Origin of the sequence: Micromonospora sp. BL1 (genome assembly GCF_003667485.1) — a bacterium.
In the GTDB taxonomy this organism is placed as follows: Bacteria; Actinomycetota; Actinomycetes; order Mycobacteriales; family Micromonosporaceae; genus Micromonospora; species Micromonospora tulbaghiae.
Window position 1 is genome coordinate 18,612 of the sequence record NZ_RCVK01000241.1, and the last position, 16,623, is coordinate 35,234.

The 16,623-nt window shown below is 71.3% G+C and carries 13 protein-coding genes; 7 read left to right on the forward strand and 6 right to left on the reverse strand.

Annotated elements, in window-relative coordinates; translation table 11 throughout:
- Positions 1-28 precede the first annotated feature (28 nt).
- Together EAD96_RS15895 and EAD96_RS15900 are read right to left on the reverse strand one after the other, a co-directional pair.
- Entirely contained in the window at positions 29-1,219 is a 1,191-nt protein-coding gene (locus tag EAD96_RS15895) for an ROK family transcriptional regulator (protein WP_121684847.1), read from the reverse strand.
- An 80-nt stretch (positions 1,220-1,299) separates the two neighbouring features.
- On the reverse strand, positions 1,300-3,705 hold the full coding sequence (locus EAD96_RS15900; protein ID WP_121684848.1) for a family 20 glycosylhydrolase: 2,406 nt from the start codon (positions 3,703-3,705) through the stop codon (positions 1,300-1,302).
- 301 nt (positions 3,706-4,006) lie between these two features.
- On the opposite strand from EAD96_RS15900, the gene EAD96_RS15905 reads away from it, so the two are divergent.
- The 7 genes from EAD96_RS15905 to EAD96_RS15935 all read left to right on the forward strand — a co-directional run bounded on the left by EAD96_RS15905 (position 4,007) and on the right by EAD96_RS15935 (position 11,074).
- Positions 4,007-4,741 (forward strand): ABC transporter permease, encoded by a 735-nt coding sequence (locus EAD96_RS15905; RefSeq protein ID WP_199733188.1) that lies wholly within the window; start codon positions 4,007-4,009, stop codon positions 4,739-4,741.
- On the forward strand, positions 4,738-5,520 hold the full coding sequence (locus EAD96_RS15910; RefSeq protein ID WP_121684850.1) for an ABC transporter ATP-binding protein: 783 nt from the start codon (positions 4,738-4,740) through the stop codon (positions 5,518-5,520). The genes EAD96_RS15905 and EAD96_RS15910 overlap by 4 nt, the downstream gene beginning before the upstream one ends.
- Positions 5,517-6,524 carry an aliphatic sulfonate ABC transporter substrate-binding protein gene (locus tag EAD96_RS15915; protein WP_121684851.1) on the forward strand — a complete coding sequence of 336 codons (1,008 nt, stop codon included), beginning with the start codon at positions 5,517-5,519 and terminating at the stop codon, positions 6,522-6,524. Before EAD96_RS15910 ends, EAD96_RS15915 begins: the two co-directional genes overlap by 4 nt.
- Positions 6,525-6,556: 32 nt before the next feature.
- A complete protein-coding gene (locus tag EAD96_RS15920) occupies positions 6,557-7,957 on the forward strand; it encodes a sulfatase (RefSeq protein WP_255498987.1) in 1,401 nt (466 codons plus the stop codon).
- On the forward strand, positions 7,929-8,300 hold the full coding sequence (locus EAD96_RS15925) for a YidH family protein (RefSeq protein WP_199733189.1): 372 nt from the start codon (positions 7,929-7,931) through the stop codon (positions 8,298-8,300). Before EAD96_RS15920 ends, EAD96_RS15925 begins: the two co-directional genes overlap by 29 nt.
- Positions 8,300-8,623, forward strand: coding sequence for a DUF202 domain-containing protein (locus tag EAD96_RS15930; protein ID WP_121684852.1), 324 nt, complete (start codon positions 8,300-8,302; stop codon positions 8,621-8,623). Before EAD96_RS15925 ends, EAD96_RS15930 begins: the two co-directional genes overlap by 1 nt.
- A gap of 135 nt (positions 8,624-8,758) precedes the next feature.
- The gene (locus EAD96_RS15935) at positions 8,759-11,074 is read left to right on the forward strand and encodes a beta-galactosidase (protein ID WP_158614794.1); all 2,316 of its coding nucleotides are present in this window, start codon (positions 8,759-8,761) and stop codon (positions 11,072-11,074) included.
- A 68-nt stretch (positions 11,075-11,142) separates the two neighbouring features.
- Here the strand turns inward: EAD96_RS15935 and EAD96_RS15940 are convergent, their stop codons facing one another.
- The 4 genes from EAD96_RS15940 to EAD96_RS15955 form a co-directional block, all read right to left on the reverse strand.
- A complete protein-coding gene (locus EAD96_RS15940) occupies positions 11,143-11,721 on the reverse strand; it encodes an LUD domain-containing protein (RefSeq protein ID WP_233585818.1) in 579 nt (192 codons plus the stop codon).
- Positions 11,708-13,159: a lactate utilization protein B gene (locus EAD96_RS15945; protein WP_158614795.1), complete on the reverse strand. Its 1,452-nt coding sequence runs from the start codon at positions 13,157-13,159 to the stop codon at positions 11,708-11,710. The genes EAD96_RS15940 and EAD96_RS15945 overlap by 14 nt, the downstream gene beginning before the upstream one ends.
- Positions 13,156-13,854, reverse strand: a complete 699-nt coding sequence (locus EAD96_RS15950; RefSeq protein ID WP_158614796.1) for a (Fe-S)-binding protein — start codon at positions 13,852-13,854, stop codon at positions 13,156-13,158. The genes EAD96_RS15945 and EAD96_RS15950 overlap by 4 nt, the downstream gene beginning before the upstream one ends.
- A 77-nt stretch (positions 13,855-13,931) precedes the next feature.
- Positions 13,932-16,607 (reverse strand): discoidin domain-containing protein, encoded by a 2,676-nt coding sequence (locus EAD96_RS15955; protein WP_147457888.1) that lies wholly within the window; start codon positions 16,605-16,607, stop codon positions 13,932-13,934.
- Between the last annotated feature and the right edge of the window lie 16 nt (positions 16,608-16,623).

Consider the following 16,623-nt stretch of genomic DNA (forward strand, 5'->3'; position numbering starts at 1 on the left):
CTCCTGCGCGCCGTCGCTGCGGCTACGGCTACGTCAGCGGCCGGGTCGGCAGCAGGGATTCGGACGCGGTGAACCGCAGGGCGGCCGCCACCGCGCCCATCGCTCCGCCCTCGTCACCGAACTGGGCGGGCACGACGTCCACGCGCCGGGGATGACGGGGGATCGCCAGCCGGGCGATCGCGGTGCGCACCGGTTCGAGCACCGTGTCGCCGGCCTGGGCCAGCAGGCCCCCGATGGCTATCGTGCCGGGGTCGAGCTGCACCACCGAGCCCGACAGCACCTGACCGAGCAGCACCGCGGCGTCGTGCAGCACCTCCCGTACGGCCGGCACGCCGGCCTGCGCCTGCGCGACCAGGTCGGCCGGATCCTGCACCGTGACGCCGCGGCGGGCGCACTGCTCGATCAGTGCGGACGGGCGGATCAGCAGTTCCAAGCAGCCGCGTCCGCCGCACGGGCAGGGATCGCCGTCCGGGTCCACGCTGACGTGCCCGATCTCGCCGGCGGCGCCGTGCGCGCCGCGGGCCAGCTGGCCGTCGACGATGAAGCCGCCGCCCACGCCATCGCTCCACCGCACGTAGACGGCGTCACGGACGTCGCGGGCCGCGCCCCAGGTGCCCTCCGCGAGGGCGGCCAGCCGCGAGTTGTTGTCGGTGATCACCGCCGCGCCGTAGCGTTCGTGGATGCGGGTGCTGATCTGCTTGGCGGTCGCCGAGGAGCCGCCGCCGCCGGCCGGGCGGCCGCGCCCGGTCACGAGGCCGGGCAGGCCGATGCCGATCGCCTCGAGGGCCCGCAGGTCGATGTCGTGCTCGCGGACGAGGTCGTCGATGAGCTTGCCGGCCGCGTCGGCGCGCCGGGCCGGTCCCGCGGTGAGCGTGACGGCGCGGGTGCCGCTGGCCAGGATGTCGTGGCCGAGCGTGGCGATGACGACGGTGATGCTCGCGCGGGCGAGGTCGATACCGATGATCCGGCCGGCGGACGGGTTGAGGCTGACCGTCGAGGTCGGCCGTCCGCGTCCGCGCTGGCCGGACAGCTCGGGTTCGCGTTCGACGACGACGCCGCGGGTGATGAGGTCGCCGATGATGTCGAACAGCGTCGTGCGCGACAGCCCGGTCAGCCGGATCAGCTCTGCCCGGCTCAGCGGCCCGGCACTGCGCAGCTGCGCCAGCAGGGTCTCGGTGTGCGCTCGCCGCACGCGTTGCATGGCATCCGGGCGTTCCATCACCGCACCATCATGCCTTCCCCGTGTCGGCGCCGGTCGCCACCGTCGCTCCGGGCGGGGCGACGGCGGCGACGCCGCGGTCAGGTGGCGCGCACGGTGACGGTCAGTGCCCGGGTGATCGGGGCCTGTCCGGCCGAGCGCACCGACAGCGTGCCGGTGTAGGTGCCGGCCGCCGCGAACGTACGCCGGGACACCACGGTGAACGCGCTGTTGATCTGCATCGCCGTGATGTTCGCCTCCCGGGTCGCGGTGACCGGCAGCGACTCGACGCGTCCGTCACTCCAGGTGACCGTGGCGATCAGGTCGGCGGACGCGGCGCCGGGGGCGGTGACCGTCCAGGTGGCGTCGGCCTGAGCGCCGACGGTCACGGTGGCCGGCCTAGCGATGACCTGGCGCCGCCACGGGACGTCGGCGGTGGGGAAGAAGTTGATTCCCTGGACGGTCAGCCGGCCGCCGGCCACCGACAGCCGGGTGGTGAAGTCGGCGTAGCCGCGTTGAGCCTGCGGGGTCCAGCCCACCTCGGCGGTGGCGATGAGCCGCGGGTAGCTGTAGTACTGCGCCTGCCCGAGGCGGCGGATCCACTCGCCCCACAGGGCCGACTCGACGCCGAGCACGCTGCTCTCGGCGATGTTCGGGATGAAGGTGCCGGGGTCCCAGTTGTAGTGCCGGTCGAGACCGCACGGCCCGCCGCACGCCCATGTGCCGCCCTGCGGCTGGCGCGGGTCCTGCTTCTGCGGCACGTACGTGTGCGGCGCGGGGGACAGGAGCACCTTGGCGCCCCGGTTGTTCACCGCGGTGGCCACCGCGGTGCGGTCGCCGTTCCAGTACTGCACGACGGCGTCGTTCTGCGGCAGCGTCGTGCCGGAGTACTCGTTCCACCCGACCACGGTCTTGCCGAGCGACGCGACAGTCGCGTTGAAGTTGTTCACCATCGTGGTGTAGTCCGCGTGGCTGGTGACGTGGGCCTCGTCGCCGCCGATGTGCAGGTACGGGCCGGGCGTCATGGCCGCGATCTGGGTCAGCACCTGCCGGACGAACTCGTACGTGGCGGGGCTGTCGGCGTCGAGCGAGGAGTAGCCGACGTTGCCGGTGCCGTTGTGCGGGACGGTCTGCTGCCCGGGGGCCGGCTTCGGCTGCGCGCCCGCGGTGTTCAGCTGCGGGATGGCGTGCAGCGCGGCGTTGGTGTGCCCCGGCACGTCGATCTCCGGGACCACCGTCATGCCGTTGACGCCCGCGTAGCGGACGATCTCGGCGTAGTCGGCCTTGGTGTAGAAGCCGGTGACGCCGAGCTCGGTGCCCATCAGCTGGCCGCTGGGGCTGTAGGTCATCGCCGTGCGGCCGCTGACCTGGGTGAGCAGCGAGTAGTCGATCCCTGCGGGGTTGGACGCGGGGTTGTCCATCACGATCCGCCAGCCCTGGTCGTCGGTCAGGTGCAGGTGCAGGCGGTTGATCTTGTATTGGGCCGCGGCGTCGATGTACGCCTTGACCTCGTTCATCGGGTAGAAACTGCGGGCGACGTCGAGCATCATCCCGCGGTATGCGAAACGTGGGTAGTCGGTGATGGTCACGGCCGGTACCTGCCAGACCGCGGCGGCGACGGTGTCCGACTCCACCCATTGCGGGAAGAGCTGCCGCAGCGTCTGTACGCCGTGGAGCGCCCCGGCCGCGGTGTCGGCGCTGATCGTGACCCACGACGAGGTGCTGGTCAGCCGGTATCCCTCGGCGGCCTGGCCGGCCGGTCCCTTGCCGGGGCCGACGTCGAGGACGATCTGCGAGGCGGCGCTGCTCTGTGCGACGACCGGCAGGGCGTAGCCGGTGGACGGGCGCAGGATGTCGGCCAGGTGGTTGGCCGGCGCGTTCGCTCCGGCACCGAGCGCGACGATCGGGCTACCGGGGGCGAGGGTGAACGGCGTGCCGCCGTTCTCGGACAACGACACCGGCTTGGGGATCAGGCCCAGCGACGGCGCGGGTGCCGGCGCGACGCTGTCCCAGATCTCGAACTCGGAGATCGAGTACCCGTAGGTCGACCACCGCTGGCGTCCCTGCATCCGCACGTGGGTCACCGGCTGGGCCGACTTCACGTCGATGACGTCGGTGCGGGGGCAGGTGTCGCGCTGGACGCGGGCCACGTCGGTCCAGGTGGTGCCGTTGGCCGAGGTCTGCAGGACGAAGTCACGGGCGCAGGCGTTGGGCCAGCTGAGCGTGACGTGGTCGACCCGCGCGGCGGACGCCAGCTGCACCTGGACCCAGCTGTCGTCCTGATACTTCGACGACCACCGGCTGTTGCGATTGCCGTCGTTGACGTGCGCCGCGACGAAATCGGAGCGGTCCAGTTCGACGCTGGACGCGGTGGCGGTGCCCGTGCGGGCGAGGTTCACGGGAGCGGCGGCGGCCGGGGCCGTGCCGCCGGTGAGAGGGGCGACGATCGTCGTGCCGAGCACGACGGCGAGGTACGCCGCGAGCCTGCGGCGTCGAGGGGATGGCATGGGACTCCTTCGTCTCCGCGAGTCGGTTATGCGGAGTATGGCGGCGCCGCTCATTAACGTAAATGGGTTGAACAAAAATCTGCGGCTACACTGCCGCCAAAGATGAGACGTCCTACCTCGCGACCAGCTCGACTTATTTAGTCCGAAGGGTTGACAAGATTCGCGATGACGCCCAAGATTCGTCCAGCCCCGCTCCCCGACCTGGCTACGGAGGACCACCGTGCCGACAGATGTCCGTCCGTCGCGGCCGCGCGCGCCGGGAACCACCCGCGCGGCCTCGCCGTCGCGCCGCGTCCTGCCCTTGCCGGTCTGGAACGTGCTCGCCGTGGCGCTCGGCCTCGGCATCTGGGCCGGCCTGGCCCGGGCCGGCGTGTCCGGACTGCCCGGCCCCCAGGAGGTCGCCGTCCGCGCCGGCGAACTGGCCATGGACGGCACGCTGCTCGACGACGCCCTGGCCAGCCTCCGGCGGGTGTTCATCGGCTTCGCGCTGGGGACCGCGCTCGCCGTCCCGGTCGGCTTCCTCATGGGCTGGTACCGCACCGCGCGCGGCCTCATCGAGCCCTACGTGCAGTTCTTCCGCACCATCCCGCCGCTGGCCGTCATCCCGCTCGCCATCCTGCTGATGGGCATCGGAGAGACCCCCAAGGTCTTCGTCATCTTCCTGGCCGCGTTCCTGTCCTGCGTCGTGTCGACGTTCCAGGGCGTGGTGAGCGTCGACAAGACCACGATCAACGCGGCCCGGGTGCTGGGTGCCGGCGACGCCGTGGTGTTCCGCCGGGTGGTCGTGCCCGCCTCCACCCCGTTCATCCTGGTCGGCATGCGTGTCGGCCTCGGCGCGGCGTGGGCCACCCTGGTGGCCGCCGAGCTGATCGCCGCGCAGGAGGGGCTCGGCTACCGGATGCAGCAGGCCCAGATCTACTACGACCTGCCCAGCATCTTCGTCGGACTGATCACCATCGGCGTACTCGGCCTGATCATGGACCGGCTCCTGCTCGCGGCCGAGAAGCGCCTCACCGGATGGCAGGAACGCCGATGACCGAGAAGATCTCCTTCCGCTCCACCAGCCGCACCTTCGACGTCGGCGGCAAGCCCTTCCAGGCGCTGCAGAGCGTCGACCTGGACATCGCCGACCGCGAGTTCGTCACCGTGGTCGGGCCCTCCGGCTGCGGCAAGTCGACGCTCATGAACATTGCGGCCGGCCTCGTCGAGCCCACCGGCGGTGAGGTGCTCGTCGACAACCGTCCGGTGCGCGGGCCCAGCCCGGAACGCGGCGTCATCTTCCAGCAGTACGCGCTGTTCCCCTGGCTGACCGTCCGGGACAACGTCGAGTTCGGCCTGCGTATCGCCAAGGTCGGCCGGGCCGAGCGGCGCAGGCGGGCGCAGCACTTCATCGACCTGGTGGGCCTGACCGACTTCGCCGACGTGCTGCCGCGGATGCTGTCCGGCGGCATGCGGCAGCGCTGCGCGATCGCCCGGGCGTATGCCGTCGACCCGCAGGTGCTGCTCATGGACGAGCCGTTCGGCGCGCTCGACGCCCTCACTCGCGTGCAGATGCAGGACCAGCTGCTGGCGACCTGGGGCTCCGAGCAGCGCACCGTCATGTTCATCACCCACGACGTGGACGAGGCCGTCTACCTCGCCAACCGGGTCGTCGTCATGGCCGCCCGGCCCGGCCGGGTGCAGGAGGTCATCGACGTCGACCTGCCGTACCCGCGCACCGAAGCCGTCCGTCTCTCCCCGGAGTTCACCCGGATCCGCAACCGGGTCTGGCGCGCCGTGTATCACCAGCCCGTACAGGAAGGTTCCGTCCGATGAGTCCTTTGTCCCGTCGTTCCGTTCTCGCCGGCCTCGCCGGCATCGGCGCCACCGCCGCCCTCGCCGCCTGCGGCGACGAGGAGCCGTCCGGAACCGGCGGCTCCGGTTCCGCCACCGAGCCGGTCAAGCTCGGCTACATCGCCGACTTCACCGGCGCCAGCCTCATGGCCATCGCCGAGGACAAGGGCCTGTGGGCGCAGCACGGCCTCAAGCCCGAGCTCAAGGTCTTCACCAACGGGCCGCTGCAGGTGCAGGCGCTGGGCGCCGGCGACCTCGACTTCGGCTACGTCGGCCCCGGCGCGATGTGGCTGCCCGCCTCCGGCAAGGCGCGGGTCATCGCGATCAACTCGCTCGGCTTCGCCGACCGGGTCATCGCCCAGCCGGGTATCACCTCGGTCGCCGCGCTCAAGGGCAAGAGGGTCGGCGTACCGGAGGGCACCTCCGGCGACATGATCGTGCGGCTGGCCCTGCAGCAGGCCGGGCTCACCATCGACGACATCCAGAAGGTCGCCATGGACGCCAGCACGGTGGTCACCGCGTTCGGCTCCGGGCAGATCGACGCGGCGGGCATCTGGTACCCGCTCATCGGCACGATCAAGAAGCGGGTGCCGGATCTCGCCGAGCTGTCCAAGAACGAGGACTTCTACCCGAAGGTCAGCTTCCCGTCCGCGTACGTGGGACGCAATCAGGTCGTGAGCGGCAAGCCGGAGCTCGTGAAGAAGGTGCTCGCGGTCCTCAAGGCCGCCAACGACGAGCGGGCCACCAACCTCGACGCCGCGGTTGAGGTGACCACGAAGTTCCTCAGGTCGGCGCCCGCCGACCAACTGCGCGCCGAGGCCACCAACGCCCGGTTCCTGCCCTCCTCCGAACTCGCCGCCAGGTCGAAGGACGGCACCGTGAACGGCTGGCTCAGCGGTCTCAACGGCCTGTTCAAGGACCTCGGCAAGCTGCCCGAGGCCACCGACCCGGCCAGCTACTACGACGCGGCCGCCTACGCCGCCTGAGGTTGAGCGACTCCAGGCAAGAAAGGAAGGCCGTGCGGCCCAACATCGTCTTCATCATGGCCGACGACCATGCCGCGCATGCGGTTGGCGCCTATGGCAGCAAGATCAACGAGACACCGCACATCGACCGCATCGCGGCCGGCGGCGCCCTGTTGGACAACTGCTTCTGCACCAACTCGCTGTGCGCACCGAGCCGGGCAACCATCCTCACCGGCACCTACAACCATGTGAACGGCGTGCAGACGCTGTCGACCGAGTTCGACAACCGTCAGCTCGTCTTCCCCGAGCTGCTGCGCCGGGCCGGCTACCAGACCGCCCTGGTCGGCAAGTGGCATCTCGGGCACGGGCCGGAGCACGACCCCCGCGGTTTCGACTACTGGGAGGTCGTGCCCGGCCAGGGCCGCTACCGCGATCCGGTCTTCTACGGCGCCGACGGCGTGGAGCGGGTCCGGCCCGGCTACTGCACGAACATCATCACCGACCTGGCCGTCGACTGGCTCGACCAGCGCGACCGGTCGCGGCCGTTCTGCCTGCTCGTGCACCACAAGGCCCCGCACCGCAACTGGGAACCCGATGACAAGCACCGCGACATGTACGTCGACGACGTGATCGTCCCGGCCACCTTCGACGACGACCATTCCGGGCACGCCGCCGCCGCGCGGGCCGCCCGGATGCGCATCGACCGGGACCTGACCGCCGACGACGTCAAGGAACTGCTGCCGCCGGACCTCGACCCCGACGAGGCGGCGCTCTGGACCTACCAGCGCTACATCAAGGACTACCTGCGCTGCGTGGCGAGTGTGGACGACAACGTGGGCCGCCTGCTCGACTACCTCGACGAGCACGGGCTGACCGACGACACCATCGTCGTCTACACCTCCGACCAGGGCTTCTTCCTGGGCGACCACGGGTGGTACGACAAGCGCTTCATGTACGAGGAGTCGCTGCGGATGCCGTTCCTCATCCGCTACCCGGCGGAGATCCCGGCCGGTACGACGACGAACGCCCTCGCCATGAACGTCGACTTCGCCCAGACGTTCCTCGACTACGCCGGGGTGCCGGCCGACCCGCGGATGCAGGGCCGTTCGCTGCGGCCCCTGCTGCGTGGCGACGACGTGGACGACTGGCGGCAGTCGGTGTACTACCGCTACTGGGAGCACGACGACAACGAGCACCACGTGTGGGCGCACTACGGGGTGCGCACCCACGACCACAAGCTCGTCTTCTACTACGCCGACGGGCTCGGCCTGCCCGGCACGTCCGCGACGCCCCAGCCGCCCGAGTGGGAGCTGTTCGACCTGCGGGCCGACCCGTGGGAGATGCGCAGCGTCTACGACGATCCGGCGTATGCGGCGATCCGGGCGTCGCTCACCCGCGAGCTCGCCCGTGTGCAGGAGGAGTGCGGTGACGCCCCATGGACCCCGGCCGCCTGACGACCGTCGCTGGCCGCGCCGGGTCTACGGGACGGGCGACGAGCCGGACCCGCGGTTCACCCTGGCCAACGAACGCACCTTCCTCGCCTGGTTGCGTACGTCCCTGGGTCTCATGGTGGCCGCTGTCGCGGTGAAGGCGTTCGGCCGCGACGGCGCACAGTGGGCCGCCGCGGTGCTGGCACTGCTGGCGGTCCTGGTGGCCGCCGAGGCGTTTCCCCGCTGGATCCGCAACGAGCGCGCCCTGCGGATGCGAGCGCCGTTGCCGTCCACCCCCGTCGTGGTGGTGTCGGCGGCGGCGGTGATCGTGTCCGGCGTGATGATCAGCCTGGCGGTGCTGATCTGATGGAGCCACGCCGGCCGCCCGACCCCGGCGCGCAGGCCGAACGCACGCTGCTCGCGTGGCTGCGCACCGCTCTCGCGACGGCCACCGTGCTGGTGCTGGCCGGCCGGGAGCTGGTGCCCCGCCATCCCTTCGCGGCGGGATGCGTGCTGGCCTGCGCGCCGGTGGCCGTCGCGGTGGCCGTCCTGGCCCGCCGCCGCTACCGGGTCGTCCGGCAGCCCGGCGGACTGGGGCGGCCGGGCGACGCGGTTCTACTGGCCGCGGGCGGCCTGCTGGTCCTGACGGGCGGCCTGGCGGTCGCCACCTCCGTCTTGGCCGGCTGGTGAGCCACCTTCTGCATCGAGACTTTCCGATGCACTGACCGCTTTCATGAAAAGATAAGCAACTTTAGATGTAAATATTTACAGCTTCGAGCATGAGCTGGCACGATCGGCGTAGTCGCACCGAGCTAAGGGAGCCTCATGCGCCGACGCACACTGCTCGCAGTCAGCACGCTCACCCCGTTCGCGGCCGCATTGGGGTCGGGCGGTCCCGCGCACGCCGCCGCACCGCAGACCTTCGGCTTCTCCGCCGACGGCAGCAACTTCCTGCTGGACGGCCAGCCCTTCCAGATCCGCAGCGGCGAGATGCACCCGTGCCGGATTCCGGTGGAGTACTGGCGGCACCGGATCCAGATGGCCAAGGCGATGGGCCTGAACGCGATCGGCGTCTACATCATGTGGAACGACGTCGAGCCGCGCGAGGGCGTCTTCGACTTCAGCACCGATCGCCGCAACATCGCCGCCTTCATCCGGCTGTGCCAGGAAGAGGGCATGTACGTGCTGCTGCGGCCCGGCCCGTACGTGTGCGCCGAATGGGACGCCGGCGGCATCCCGGCGTACCTGATGCGCCACCCGAACATCAAGCTGCGGGTACGGACCGCGTCCGACCCGAACTACATGGCCGCGGTCACCCGGTACGTCAACGCCCTGGCCGCGCAGGTGCGTCCGCTGATGGTCGCCAACGGCGGGCCGATCCTGATGGTGCAGGTGGAGAACGAGTACGGCTTCTTCGGCAACGACACCGTCTACCTCGAGGAGCTGCGGCAGCTGTGGCTGCGGGCCGGCATCACCGGCCCGTTCTACACCCAGGACCCGCTGGCGCAGGTGCAGGCCGCCCGCTCGGTCGTCACCGGCGGGGCGATCGGGCTCAGCCGCGGTGACGCGGCCGCCATCGCGGCCGCACGGCAGTCCTTCCCGGCGGTGCCGGCCTTCTCCGGCGAGCTGTACCCGGGATGGCTGACGCACTGGGGCGACGGCACCTTCGCCGGGGCGACCACCGACATCTCCACCGAGCTGCGCGGGCTGATGTCCGGCCGGTTGTCGTTCAACTTCTACATGCTGCACGGCGGCACCAACTTCGGTTACTTCGCCGGGGCCAACGCGAACGACGACGGCAGCGGCTACCAGGCCGACATCACCAGCTACGACTACGGCGCGCCGATCACCGAGCAGGGCGGGCCGGGTCGCATGTACTCGGCGTACCGCAAGATCATCTCGTCGTCGCTCGGCACCACCCCGCCGGCCGTGCCGGCGCCGATCCCCACCATCGTGCGGACCGGCATCCAGCCCACCCCGCACGCGTCGATCTGGGACAACCTGCCCGCCGCGCTGCCGTCCGCGGTCAACCCGCAGCCGATGGAGATGTACGGGCAGAGCTTCGGCTTCATCCTCTACCGGCGCACCCTGCCCGGCTACGCCCGCGCGGACCTCACCGTCAACTCGGTGCGCGACTACGCCACCGTGTTCCTCAACGGCGTCTACCAGGGCGGCATCTCGCGGCAGAACGTCGCGTCCACCTACACCGGACCGCTGGGCATCGTGCTCGGCAACGCGGCGCTGCCCCTGCAGAGCTCGGCCGTCGCCGCTCCGACGCTGGACATCCTGGTCGAGGGCATGGGCCGCAACAACTTCGGCCGGTACGTGGTCGACCGCAAGGGCATCACGAACTCGGTGTCGCTGGGCGGCACCACGCTGACCGGGTGGCAGACCTTCTCACTGCCGGTCGACGAGGCGTACGTGGCCGGCCTGCGCCCGGTGATCAGCAACCCGTCCCGGCCCGGCATCTTCTTCAAGGCCACGGTGAACCTCACCCAGACCGGTGACACGTACGTCGACATGTCGCGCTGGACCAAGGGCGTCGTCTGGGTCAACGGCCGTAACCTCGGCCGCTACTGGAAGATCGGCCCGCAGCACCGGCTCTACTGTCCCGCACCCTGGCTGCGGGCCGGTGCCAACGAGATCGTGGTCTTCGACCTGCACCAGACGCAGGCCGCGCCGATCACCTTCGAGGCCACCCTCAGCGGCCAGGCCGGGGCGTCCACCTTCACGCTGACGAACCGGCGCAGCGGCAAGGTGCTGGACGTGCCGGCGCTGTCCTCCGAACCCGGCGTGCAGCTGGTGCAGTGGGCGGGCAACGGCGGCGCCAACCAGAAGTGGCAGATGGCCGGCGCGGCCGGCGGTGTCACCACGATCACCAACGTCAACTCGGCGCTGCTCGTCGACGTGGAGGGCAACGTGGCCGCCGACGGCACCCGCATCATCCAGTGGGCGAGCAACGGCGGCGCCAACCAGCAGTGGCACCTCGTCACGGTGACCGGCGACTTCGTCAAGCTGGTGAACGTGTCGACCGGCAAGGTGCTCGGCGTGTCCGGCAGCGCGACCGGGGACGGCGCGTTGATCGTGCAGCAGACCGACAACGGCGACCTCAGCCAGCACTGGAGACTGAGCGCCGGCTGAGCCGGGCCGGGCCGCGCCCGGCGGTTCCCGGAAGTCGCGGTGCGCGCTCCCGGACCGCCGGGTGCGGCTCAGCGCACCAGGATCACGTGCAGCCGCCGAGGACCGTGCACGCCTTCCACCCGGTCGAGTTCGATGTCGCTGGTGGCGGACGGCCCGGAGATCCAGGTCTGTGGGGCGGTGGGGCGTAGCGCCGCCACGGCGTCCGGCACGTCGGCGTGGATCTGCGACGCGCGGACGATGCAGATGTGGTGGTCCGGAATCAGGCTCAGCACTCGCGGACCCTGGGCAGGCCCGGCGTCGAGGATCACCGTGCCGGTCTCCGCCACAGCCGCCGCGCAGCCGGTCAGCACCGCGTCCGCGGCGTCCACATCGGTCACCACGCGTCCGTCGTAGTGGGCGAGCCACCCGCGGGGAGCGTCGTCCGGCACGATGACCGCCGGTACGCCGGCGAGCGCCGCGGCGACCGACCGGGACAGCCCCTCGGGCGCGCACCTCGTGACGAGCGCCCCGTAGTCGGCCAGCCGTTCGGCGAACCGGTCGGCATCTCCCGGGCGCGGTATGTACGGCATCGTGTCGCCCGGCGTGTGTGTCGGGCCGGTTGCCGCGGCTTGCCGGGCCCGGGCCAGGATCTCGTCACGAGCGTTCACGGATCCACCACTCTCGGAAGGTCTCGGCGGCCGGCTTCGGCGCGTCGCGGATGGTCGTCCAGGCCGAGGCCGGCCACGGCAGGCGCTTGATCCGGTCGCCGGGCATCAGCCCGGCGCCACGACGGGCGGCGCGCAGTGCCGCCGCGTACCGTCTACGGTGGCGCATCACCCAGGACGCGGCGCGCATCGCGGCGCGCTCGCCCGACGGCCGGGTACGGCGGCTGTCCACCACGGCCTGCCGCAGATGGACCAGCACCCGCGGAATGTCGATCTTCACGGGGCAGACGTCGTAGCAGGCACCGCAGAGCGTCGAGGCGAACGGCAGGCTGCGCGCGGTGTCGTTGACGGCGACGCCGGTCAGCTGCGGTGACAGGATGGCGCCGATCGGGCCGGGGTACACGCTGCCGTACGCGTGGCCGCCGACGCGCTCGTACACCGGGCAGACGTTGAGGCAGGCCGAGCAGCGGATGCAGCGCAGCGCCTGGCGGCCCACCGGGTCGGCGAGGGCGGCGGTGCGGCCGTTGTCCACCAGGACGACGTGGACCGCCCGCGGGCCGTCGCCCGGGGTCACTCCGGTCCAGATCGACGTGTACGGGTTCATCCGCTCGCCGGTGGAGGAGCGGGGCAGCAGGCGCAGGAACGTGCCGAGGTCGGCCTGGCACGGCACCAGTTTCTCGATGCCCACCACGGCGATCAGCGTCTCCGGGAGGGTCAGGCACATGCGGCCGTTGCCCTCGGACTCGACCACCACGAGGCTGCCGGTCTCGGCGACGGCGAAGTTCGCGCCGCAGATGCCCACCTTCGCCGTACGGAAGCGGTGGCGCAGGTGCAGCCGGGCGGCCTCGGCGAGGTCGGCCGGGTCGTCGCCGAGCTCGGCCGACGCACCGGGCATGCGGGCGCGGAAGATGTCCCGGATCTGCGTGCGGTTGTAGTGGATGGCGGGCACCAGGATGTGCGACGGCCGGTCGTCGGCCAGCTGCACGATGAGTTCGGCCAAGTCCGTCTCGGTCGCCTCGATGCCGGACGCCGCGAGGGCCTCGTTCAGCCCGATCTCCTGGGTGAGCATCGACTTGACCTTCACCACCTGGTCGGCGCCGGTGTCCCGGACCAGCGCGGTCACCACGGTGTTGGCCTCGGCGGCGTCGCGCGCCCAGTGCACCGTCGCGCCGGCCGCGGTCGCCGCCACCTCGAACCGGGTGAGCAGTTCGGGCAGGCGGGACAGGACGTCCGCCTTGATCGCAGCTGCGGTGTCACGCAGCGCCTCCCAGTCCTCGACCTCGCCGACCACGGCGGCCCGCTTGTCGCGGATGGTGTGGGTGGCGCGGCGCAGGTTGGCCCGCAGTTGCGTGTCGCGCAGCCGCTCCGCGGCCGCCTCCGGAAACGCCGTGCCCTCGGCCAGCGGCGCCGCCGGGCGAGCCTGACTCCGTCTCCTGGTCACGCCGCCGCCAGGATTTCCGCGTAGTGCAGGGCTCGCACGGGTGCGCCGCTGCGGGACAGGCCGCCGCCGATGTGGGCGAGGCAGGAGTTGTCGGCCGCCGCGAGGACCGTCGCGCCGGTAACGCGGACCGCCGCGCACTTGTCGGTGAGCATGGCTCCCGAGACGCCGCTGTTCTTCAGCGCGAACGTGCCGCCGAAGCCGCAGCATTCGTCCGCGCCGGGCAGCCCGGCCAGCTCGAGGTCGCGCACCGCGCGCAGCAGGCGCTCCGGCCGGTCGCCCAGCCGGAGCATGCGGAGCCCGTGACAGGTGGGGTGGTAGGCGACGCGGGCGGGAAAGCGTGCGCCCACGTCGGTGACGCCGAGGATGTCGATGAGGAACTCCGAGAGCTCATAGGTGCGTGCGCCGATCTCGGCGGCGGCCGGGTCCAGCGCCGGATAGGAATCGCGGACCATCGCCACGCACGAGCCGGACGGGGCGACGATCGCGTCGTACGCGGCGAAGGTGTCGACGAATCCTCGTACGAGGGGCAGGGCCTCTGCCCGGTAACCGGAGTTGGCCTGCATCTGCCCGCAGCAGGTCTGTGCCTGCGGGAAGTCCACGTGAACGCCGAGGCGTTCCAGCACGGTGACGACGGCGCGTCCGGTCTGCGGATACAACAGATCGTTGACGCAGGTGATGAGAAGGGCTACGCGCACAGCGTGGTGGATCCTTTCGCCATTGCAGCACGAGCCGGCCGCCCCGGGGCGGTGCTGCCCCGGGACGGCCGAATCGGTCAGGCTACCGAGCCGTACAGGTTGATCTCGGCGGCCGAGGCGTACCCGGCGCCGTTGGTGGCTCGGGTGGTCCACAGGCGGACGTAGCGGGCCGTGGTGGGTGTGAACGAGACCGACTTCAGGGCGCTGCCCGCACCGAACGTGCCGGCGGCCACCTGGGTCCAGGTGACGCCGTCGGCGCTGGTCTGGATCTGGTAGTCGGCGATGATGCCGTTGGTCCCGCCGTCCTGGCGGGGCAGGTAGTCCAGCCGGTCGATCCGGTGGTTGCGCCTGGTGTCGAGCGTGATCTGGTGCGGCATGCCGGCGATCCCGCCGACGTACCGGGTGTGCCAGATCGTGGCCGGGTCGCCGTCGATGGCGTTGGCGGCGTCGCCGTTCTCCCCGGTCGTCTCGACGCTGTCGGCGCTCGCTGTCCAGCCGGCCCGCGACAGCACCGGGGTGCCGCCGAGCGGCTCGTCGGTCGGCGCCGCCTCGAAGACGGCCACCTCGAATGGCTGGAGGGTGACGGTCATCGGTCCGGCCGGGCCGACCACGAAGCCGGGGCGCAGCCCGTCCCGCTCGGTGAACCGGTATCGCTGCCACACCCCGCCGGGCAGCTCGAACAGCGTCTGCGGGTTCACCGTGAACGTCTGCGCCGACGCCGACGGGTTGCGCAGCATCAGCATGCCCTTCGACACGCCCGTCGCGGAGTTCCAGGCGGTCGTGCCGTAGACGGCGCCCGAGGCCGGGTCACCGCCGACCCAGCGGACGTCGCTCAGCAGCCCCTGGTTGGCGCGCGCCCACCTGGCGTTGGCCGCGACGGTGTCCCAGAACCAGGCCGCGCCCGGCCGGCCCGCGTCGACGAGCGTGTTGCGCACGTACAGCTCCTGGAGGCTCAGCCCGAGCGCGAAGTACGCCCGGATGTCCTGCGAGACCTGAGCCTGCACGCTGGGCTTGGTCAGGTCGTGGTCCGCGGTGAACTGCGGCGTGCGGTCGGAGAAGATGATGCCGTGGTTCATGACGCTGGGCACCGGGAACAGCGGGTTCTGCGCGGCGATGTTGCGGTAGGTCTCGGAGTCGCGGTAGTTGACGTATCGCTGCTGCGGAGTGCCCGCGCCGATGAGGTACGCGTCGTCGCCGTCGCGCCAGATCGAGTCGACGAACCACAGCCAGTAGGGCGAGCCCCACGTGCCGACGGTGGCGTTGACGAACACCTCCTTCTGGTGCGCCCGCAGGTCGCCGGTCAGCTTGAGCAGCGCCTCGTAGTCGGCGATGTAGCCGGCGTTCGGGCCCCGCTGGTAGAGGCCGCCGCCGATGCCGTCGAACTTGAAGCCGCGGACGCCGTGGTTGTCCATCATGTCGAAGGCGACCGCCCGGAACCGCTCGTAGTACTTCGGGCCGCCCAGCTTGAACTGGCCGCCGCCGTGCGTCTCGTACTGCTGGGCGGCCGGCTTGCTGGCGTTGAGCGCGGTACGGGTGCTGGCACTTTGGCCGTACCCGCCGAACGGTGACATCCACACCGACATCGACGCGCCGTACTGCGCGGCGGCGGCCCGCTGCGGTGCGAAACCGGTGGGAAACTGGGTCGGGTCGAACGACCAGACGTTGAGGTTCGACTCGTTGACCGCCGGTGCGCGCAGGTAGTCCCAGCCGTCGTCGACCCAGAAGCTGTCGATCTTGGCGCCGCGGTTGGTCAGCTGCGTGCCGAACAGGTTCACCGCCCGGGTCAGCTCCGCGCTGTTGATGACCAGACCCGGCGGCTTGAGGTCCATCCACGACTGGTAGTGCAGGAACGTCCGGCGGTCGTGGGCCCGCTCCCGCTGCACGTAGTACTGGAACGAGCGGCGCAGCTGCCCGACCGGGGCGACACCGGTGGACGCCGTGTAGTTCCACGACTCGCCCTGGATCAGGTCACCGGCGCGCGCCACCGCGATGTCGACGTCGCTGCCGCTCACGGTGGGCTTCGCCATCGGGTTCTCGATGCCGACGAACAGCGTCTCGCTGCCCGCGGCGCCGTGCACCACCGGGCTGCCGTCGTCCTGACCCATGACGCGGGCCTCGCCGAGGCTCAGCTGGACCAGGCGCAGCGAGGTGATGTCGAAGGTGCCGGCCACCGACCGCACGGTGAAGCTGTGCTGCACCGAGTTGGCGCCGCCGCGCAGCCGTACCTGCCACTGCACCTCGAGCGTGCGCCCGCCGGACGCGTACCGGAAGGTGGTGGTGACGGCCTTGCCGGCGTAGCGCTCGGCGAGCCGGGCCGAGGCCGCGTCGGCCGGCAGGTCACTGAGCGCCGGAGCGGCCGTGACCGTCATGTTCGCCGGGGTGATGGTGGTGCCGTCGGCCAGCGTGAGCGTGAACAGCCCGCGCAGGCTCATCGGCACCGTGCGGTTCGCCGCCCGGTTGTCGAAGCGGGTCAGCGAGACGGTGCTGCCGCTGAGGTTCCAGGTGGCCGACAGTGCCGCGTTGGCCAGCGTGAAGGTGCCGCCGGACAGCGACACCGTGGCGGGGCCCGGCTGGACACCGGGGAAGACCTGGCCGGATGCGTTGACGTAGGCCGGGTCCGACGGTGGCGCCGCCGCGGCCGGCGGCGGGCCGCCCGGTGTGGCGAGCGCGCCGGCGGTCAGGCCGGCGACCAGCACGGTGGCCAGGGGCCGCCGCCGGGACCGTGGCCCGGGTGGGGATTGTGCGTGACGCAACCTTGCTCCTCCATGC

Excerpts from the sequence above, each read along its gene's own strand:
- EAD96_RS15930 (WP_121684852.1), top strand. The coding sequence starts at position 8,300 with ATGGAGCCACGCCGGCCGCCCGACCCCGGCGCGCAGGCCGAACGCACG.
- EAD96_RS15915 (WP_121684851.1), top strand. The coding sequence starts at position 5,517 with ATGAGTCCTTTGTCCCGTCGTTCCGTTCTCGCCGGCCTCGCCGGCATC.
- EAD96_RS15910 (WP_121684850.1), top strand. The coding sequence starts at position 4,738 with ATGACCGAGAAGATCTCCTTCCGCTCCACCAGCCGCACCTTCGACGTC.
- EAD96_RS15895 (WP_121684847.1), bottom strand. The coding sequence starts at position 1,219 with ATGGAACGCCCGGATGCCATGCAACGCGTGCGGCGAGCGCACACCGAG.
- EAD96_RS15935 (WP_158614794.1), top strand. The coding sequence starts at position 8,759 with ATGCGCCGACGCACACTGCTCGCAGTCAGCACGCTCACCCCGTTCGCG.
- EAD96_RS15900 (WP_121684848.1), bottom strand. The coding sequence starts at position 3,705 with ATGCCATCCCCTCGACGCCGCAGGCTCGCGGCGTACCTCGCCGTCGTG.